Origin of the sequence: Nocardioides sp. GCM10030259, assembly GCF_042666375.1 — a bacterium.
Taxonomy (GTDB): Bacteria; Actinomycetota; Actinomycetes; order Propionibacteriales; family Nocardioidaceae; genus Nocardioides.
Genome location: NZ_JBHTDF010000016.1, coordinates 141,736 through 147,792, shown reverse-complemented (window position 1 = coordinate 147,792; position 6,057 = coordinate 141,736). Strand labels below are relative to the sequence as shown.

Here is a 6,057-nt window from a genome sequence, read left to right as displayed (position 1 = left end):
ATGGGCTCCAAGCACACCACCCTGATGATCGAGGCCGGCAGCAACATCGTCGGCGGCGTCAACGCCCGCAAGGCCGGCACCACCGTCGAGCTCGCCGGCACCACCCAGCCCGTCTTCGGCTCGGTGGAGGAGGCGATGAAGGAGACCGGCGCCGACGTGTCGGTCGTCTTCGTGCCGCCGGCGTTCACCAAGGACGCCTGCATCGAGGCCATCGACGCCGGCATCGGCCTGCTCGTGGTCATCACCGAGGGCGTGCCGGTGCAGGACACCGCCGAGGTGTGGTCCTACCTCCAGTCGGACCGGAACCACGCCGGCACCCGGATGATCGGTCCGAACTGCCCGGGCATCATCACCCCGGAGGAGTCCCTCGCCGGCATCACCCCGCACACGATCGCGGGCAAGGGCCCGGTCGGCCTCGTGTCGAAGTCGGGCACGCTGACGTACCAGATGATGTACGAGCTGAAGGACTACGGCTTCTCGACGGCGATCGGCATCGGCGGCGACCCGATCATCGGCACCACGCACATCGACGCCCTCGCGGCGTTCGAGGCGGACCCCGAGACCAAGGCGATCGTGATGATCGGCGAGATCGGCGGCGACGCCGAGGAGCGGGCCGCGGCGTTCATCAAGGACAACGTCACCAAGCCGGTCGTCGGGTACGTCGCGGGCTTCACCGCTCCGGAGGGCAAGACCATGGGCCACGCCGGCGCCATCGTGTCCGGCTCCTCGGGCACCGCCCAGGCGAAGAAGGAGGCCCTCGAGGCCGTCGGCGTGAAGGTCGGCAAGACGCCGTCCGAGACCGCCGAGCTGATGCGAGAGATCCTCAAGAACCTCTGAGTCATCCTCGAGTCGGCGCCGGATCACCGTGATCTGGCGCCGACTCGGCATTTGGGGTGAGGTGTCAGCTCATCTCGTCGACGACCGTCTGGCTGCTCTCGAGGTACGTCGCGCTCGCGTCGGGGTCGAACATCTCGCCGTCGTTGTTGACCAGGGTCTGGAGCACCGCCTGGCCGACGCGGACGACCTGGACGAGCTGGTAGCCCGGTCCCGGCTCGCCGTCGACCTCGTGGCGCTGGTACGCCGTGGCGGCGTGGTCGCCCAGGTCCGCGGGCTGGACCTCGTGGAGTGCGGCGACCCCGCGGTTGTCGGTCTCCTCGGGGCAGGTGGAGTACGGCGCCAGGAGGCCCTCGGCGTACGACTGGGCCTCGTCGACCGAGGCGAACGTCATCAGCTGGCGCAGGACGCCGTAGGCGGGGGAGCGGTAGCCGGCGTACAGCGTGTCGACCGGCTCGGGCAGCCCGGTCGGCGTCACGCCGCAGGCCTCGATCGAGTCGGGGGCGTACGGCGCGAGGTCGAGGTCGCGAGTCGGCGCCTCGAGGCCGACGGCGCCGCCGGACTGGTCCGTGGGCAGGCCCTTCTCGAGCGGGAAGTCGTCGGGGATGGTGCCGGACAGGCCGGTCGGCTCGTCGACGGCCTCGGAGGCGTCGGGGTCGGCCGGCTCGCAGCCCTCGATCGAGAAGGCGCACATCTGGTCGACGACGCCGTCGGCCTGGTCGCGCACGCGGTCCACCTCGCCGGGGGCGCTGCCCTCGTCGCCGGGCCAGCCGTTGACCTGCTCGACGAACACCGCGTTGCCGGTGCGGCCGACCTGGTAGACCGAGCCGCCTGCGGGTGTCCCGTCCTCCTGCAGCACACGCGCCGTGAACACCAGCGACTCCTCGGTGCCGAGGTCCGACGACCGGACCTCGGCGTCGTCGCAGTCCTGCACGGCGGTGCGGATCTGGTCGACCTGCGCGGTCGCTGCGGCCTGGTCGGCGTACACCGTCAGTGTGCGGTTGCCGCTCGACTCGGTGCCCGGCTCGGCATAGCCGACCCCGAGCCGGTCGACGCCGTCGCCCTCGAGCGGGGTGGCACAGATGTCGTCGTTGATGGGGCGGTCCTGTGGCCCGGCCCGGAGCTCCGGGTTCCACCCGTCGGTGAGGTCGAAGTCCTCCGGGATCACGGTCGTCCAGCCGCCGGGTGGCTCCGTCGCCGGTGCGGGAGTGGGGCGGCCCGGGTTGCCGCCGCCGGCGGCCAGCGCGATCGGCGTCGCGATGATGGCGACGGCAGCGACGGCCCCGATGGTGGCGAGGGCGTTGTTGCGCCGGCGGATCCGGGTGCCGCGACGGCGTACCTCGTCTGCGGGGAGCGGGTTCATGGTCAGTCCTGGAGCGGAGAAGTTGTCGAGCTCTGCCAAGAAATCGGGGTCTGCCGGGTCAGGCATGGCTCAGTCCTTCCTCGTCGGCGAGCAGGGCGGCCAGGGCCGCGCGGCCGCGGCTGAGCCGGGCCTTGATGGTTCCTTCGGGGACGCCGACCTCGCGGGCGACGTCGTGGACGGGCAGGTCGGCGATGTGGTGGAGAACCAGCGCCTGGCGCTGCGCCTCGGGGAGCTGCTTGAGTGCCGCGACCAGGGCGACGTGAGCCTCGCTGGGCGCGGCCGCCTCGAGCGACGGGCCGAGGGCGCGGTCGGTCGGCCGCTTGCCGCGCTGGACGCGCCGCCAGCGGCTCACTGCCAGCCGGTACGCCGTGGTGCGCACCCACGCCTCGGGGTGCTCGGCCTTCTCCAGCTTCCTGCGGTGCGCCCAGGCCCGCACGAACGCCTCCTGGACGCACTCCTGTGCCTCGTCGCGGCTGCCGATCATGGCGTACACCTGGCCCGTGATCCGCTGGAACGACGCGGCGTAGAAGTCGTCGAACTCGCGTTCGTCCATCGACTCTGGTCCCGTCTCCGTCTGGTCAGCACGGTTGCTGATCGTGGGGGATACGCCCCGACGGGGGTCACGGTTGCATGCGCGCGAGAAGATTCTCGGCATTCCCGCTACGGGTTCGGCATCTCCTCGAGCCGGGCGAGCGCCCGCTGGGCGAGGGCGAGGAACCGCTCGGACGGGATGGTGACGCCCGGGACCGGCACGAAGCCGAGCTGGCCGACGGTGGTGCCGTTGCGCAGCACCCCCATCAGGAAGTTGATCGACTTCTCCTCGCTGACCTCGGTGGTCACCCGCCACACGGTCAGCTCGCGCTTGCCGTCGCGCTGGTCGCGCAGGCGGACGACTTCGGTGCCGAAGACCTTCTTGGGGCACGCCGCGATGCGGTCGCGCACGTCGGCGACGAACGCCTTCGCCTTCTTCGCGTCCATCGTTCCCACGGTCTCGGTGAGGCCGAACTCGCTGGGCAGCCTCGCCTCGGGGATCAGGAACGTCCGGGTGAGGTTGTTGCTGATCTTCTTGCCCGCGAAGTCGGCGTTGTCGCAGTGGGTCGAGGCGGCGTTGTCGAGTGCGCGGCGGGGCTCGGTGCCGACCCACGGCTTGCGTACGCCGGTCGCCGGCGGCAGGTCGACCTCGGCCAGCATGCCGGGGACCACGCCGACGGGGACCGGCGTCGTCGCCCTGGTCGACGACCCGGTCGAGCAGGCGCCGCCCGCGGGCAGCTCGCACAGCCGGTCGACACCCTTGGCCAGCAGCTTCGCCACCGCGCGCGGGCGCGGGCCCTCGGCGCCGGGCGTGCTCGCGACCGCGGTCGTCGTGAAGCTGCCCGTGCGGGCGACGCCGGCGAGGACCCGGGTGTCGGGATCGCCCCACGTGTGCAGCTCGAAGACGGCGGCCTCGTCGCCGACCTCCGGCAGGTCGTACGTCGCGAGCAGCTGGGCGCGGTCGTCGCGGCAGTCGGCGAACCAGTGCAGCGCGGTGTCGTAGGCCCGGCCCGCCGCCCGCTCGGTGGGCGCGGCCTCGGCGGCCTGGACGACCGCGGTCCGGTCGGACCTCTGCTTCGTCCGGTCGGGGTCGAAGACCCGCACCAGCGCCGCGTCGGGGCGGTTGCGCGGCACGGCGTACCGCGACTCCTGGCAGGTCATCACGAGACCGCTGCCGCTGGTGTTGTCGTCGGTGCTGGTGACGCTCCACGTGCGGTTGGACTCGGAGCCCGCCACCGCCTGGGCGACGTCGTCGCCGCCGAGCATCGAGTCCTCGGGCAGCGCCACCGGCTCGCGCTCCTCGGGGCCCTGCGCGTCGGCGATGCGCTCGCCGGCCAGGGTGGGGCGCACGCCGTCGGCGTCGGTGACCAGCGTGCCGGTGACGACCATGATCGCCGCGGTGGCGGCGACGCCGATGACCGTGTGGGTACGCCGTCGGGTCGCGCCCGCCCGGCGCAGGATCGTGGGGCGCGGCCAGCGGGAGTGCTCGACGTGTGAGCGGGCGGCCTCGAGCACGCTGCGCACGCTGGTCGTGGGCACTCCGCGGTGGAGCGCGAAGGTCGAGGTGGCGGCCTGCAGCTCGCGCTCGGCCTCGGCGCGGGGGAGCCCGACCTCGCGCGCCATCGAGGTCAGGGAGGCGCTGGTGAGCTCGGTGACCAGCAGCACCCGGCGCTGGGTCATGGAGAGCTTCGCGAGGGCGTCGAGCGTCGCCTTCAGCTCGGGGGAGAGGTTCTTCTCGCGGTGCCAGAGCTTGGCGGTGTGCCGGCGCTGCGCGTGGCGGCACGCGTGCTCGCGGACCCAGCCCTCGGCGTCCTCGACGCGGCGTACCTTGCGCCAGTGGTGCCACGCGACGACGAAGGCGTCCCGGACCGCGGCCCGGGAGGACGGGAGGTCGCCAGTGAGGAGGTACGTCAGCAGCAGGAGGCGGGTGCGGACGTCCTTGTAGAACTGGTCGAACTGGTCGGGCTCCGTCATGGCTGACCCCACGGTAACCTGCGGCGCACATCGCGGCCGATTCGGCGTGTGAGACCCGATCCGGCGCCCGACGGAGGCGATGATGGCCGGACCATGACGTCGCTGCTGCCCGGATCCTTCGCCATCGGATCGTCCTCTCCAGGGGGCAGCACCGACCGCCGGCACCGGTCCCCGGTGGTCCCGGTCGCGCTGCTCGGCGGAGCCGCCGCGGCGGCCGCCGTGCTCATCGTGTGCCTGGCCCTCGGCGTCGTCGGCTGGTTCCTCTCCGACGCCGGCGCCCACGGCGCCCCGCGCGACGCGCTCCGCATGGGGGCGCTCGGCTGGCTGATGGCCCACGGCTCCGGTGTCGTGGTCGACGGCGTCGCCGTCACCCTCGTGCCGCTCGGCATCTCGGCGCTGTGCGCGTGGGCGGCCTGGCGCATCGGTCACCGGGTCGGCGACGCGATCTCGGGCCACGGCCCCGACGCCGACCGGATCGCCGACGGCGAGCGCGACTGGACCGTCGCGACCGCCGCGGCTGCCTTCACCGGCGGCTACCTCGCGGTGGCCGTCGTCACCGGCGTCCTCGCCTCGACCGACGCGACCGCGCCGTCGCTCGCCCGCGTCGTCCTCTGGTCGATCGTGCTGTGCGCGGCGTTCGGCTGGACCGGCATCGCGACCGGCTCCGGCCGGCTCGCGATCTGGGCGGCGGAGGTGCCGTCCTGGCTGCGGGCCGGCCTCGCGGGCGGCCTGCGCATCCTGGGCACGTTCCTGGTCGCCTCCACGGCCCTCTTCCTCGTCGCGCTGGCCATCGACCTCGGCACGGCGGTCAACGTGATGTCCCGCCTCCACGCCGGCGCCGGCGAGGCCAGCGTCTACACCGTGCTCACCGCGACGTTGGCGCCCAACGCCGTCGTGTACGCCGGCTCCTACCTGCTCGGCCCGGGTTTCGTGGTCGGCACCGGCACCCTGGTCTCGCAGTCGCTGGTCACGCTCGGGCCGGTCCCGATGTTCCCGCTGCTGGCCGCGCTGCCCGACAACGGCACCACGCCGGCCTGGGCGCCGTACCTCATCGCCGTGCCGCCGCTCACCGCCGCGCTCGCGGCGGCGTGGGCGCAGCGCCGCCGTCCGACCCTGCGCTGGGAGGAGGGTGCCCTGCGCGGCTGCGTCGGCGGGGTGCTCGCCGGCGTGCTGCTCGGCATCCTCACCGCGGTCTCCGACGGCGCGGCCGGGCCCGGCCGGATGCGCGAGATCGGGCCCGACGCGATGGACGTGCTGGTGCACGCGGTCACCGCGTTCGGCATCGGCGGCGTGGTGGGCGGCCTCGTGATGACCTGGTGGCAGCGCCGCGCGGCGCGCGCCACCTAGACTCGCCC

Annotated in this window: 5 protein-coding genes; 2 read left to right on the top strand and 3 right to left on the bottom strand. The window is 73.3% G+C overall.

Annotated features, from left to right (window positions below; all coding sequences use genetic code 11):
* The gene (gene sucD, locus ACFQQI_RS13115) at positions 1 to 837 is read left to right on the top strand and encodes a succinate--CoA ligase subunit alpha (protein ID WP_378563730.1); all 837 of its coding nucleotides are present in this window, start codon (positions 1 to 3) and stop codon (positions 835 to 837) included.
* A 64-nt stretch (positions 838 to 901) separates the two neighbouring features.
* Here sucD and ACFQQI_RS13110 read toward each other — a convergent pair whose 3' ends face one another.
* The 3 genes from ACFQQI_RS13110 to ACFQQI_RS13100 form a co-directional block, all read right to left on the bottom strand.
* On the bottom strand, positions 902 to 2,263 hold the full coding sequence (locus ACFQQI_RS13110) for a hypothetical protein (RefSeq protein WP_378563727.1): 1,362 nt from the start codon (positions 2,261 to 2,263) through the stop codon (positions 902 to 904).
* Positions 2,256 to 2,750 (bottom strand): RNA polymerase sigma factor, encoded by a 495-nt coding sequence (locus ACFQQI_RS13105; protein ID WP_378563724.1) that lies wholly within the window; start codon positions 2,748 to 2,750, stop codon positions 2,256 to 2,258. The genes ACFQQI_RS13110 and ACFQQI_RS13105 overlap by 8 nt, the downstream gene beginning before the upstream one ends.
* Positions 2,751 to 2,857: 107 nt before the next feature.
* Positions 2,858 to 4,702: a hypothetical protein gene (locus tag ACFQQI_RS13100; RefSeq protein ID WP_378563721.1), complete on the bottom strand. Its 1,845-nt coding sequence runs from the start codon at positions 4,700 to 4,702 to the stop codon at positions 2,858 to 2,860.
* Positions 4,703 to 4,795: 93 nt separating this feature from the next.
* Between ACFQQI_RS13100 and ACFQQI_RS13095 the strand changes: the two genes are divergently transcribed.
* Positions 4,796 to 6,049, top strand: coding sequence for a DUF6350 family protein (locus tag ACFQQI_RS13095; RefSeq protein ID WP_378563718.1), 1,254 nt, complete (start codon positions 4,796 to 4,798; stop codon positions 6,047 to 6,049).
* Positions 6,050 to 6,057: the final 8 nt, after the last annotated feature.

Coding starts and splice junctions, on each gene's coding strand:
- sucD (WP_378563730.1), top strand. CDS start 1: ATGGGCTCCAAGCACACCACCCTGATGATCGAGGCCGGCAGCAACATC.
- ACFQQI_RS13110 (WP_378563727.1), bottom strand. CDS start 2,263: ATGCCTGACCCGGCAGACCCCGATTTCTTGGCAGAGCTCGACAACTTC.
- ACFQQI_RS13105 (WP_378563724.1), bottom strand. CDS start 2,750: ATGGACGAACGCGAGTTCGACGACTTCTACGCCGCGTCGTTCCAGCGG.
- ACFQQI_RS13100 (WP_378563721.1), bottom strand. CDS start 4,702: ATGACGGAGCCCGACCAGTTCGACCAGTTCTACAAGGACGTCCGCACC.
- ACFQQI_RS13095 (WP_378563718.1), top strand. CDS start 4,796: ATGACGTCGCTGCTGCCCGGATCCTTCGCCATCGGATCGTCCTCTCCA.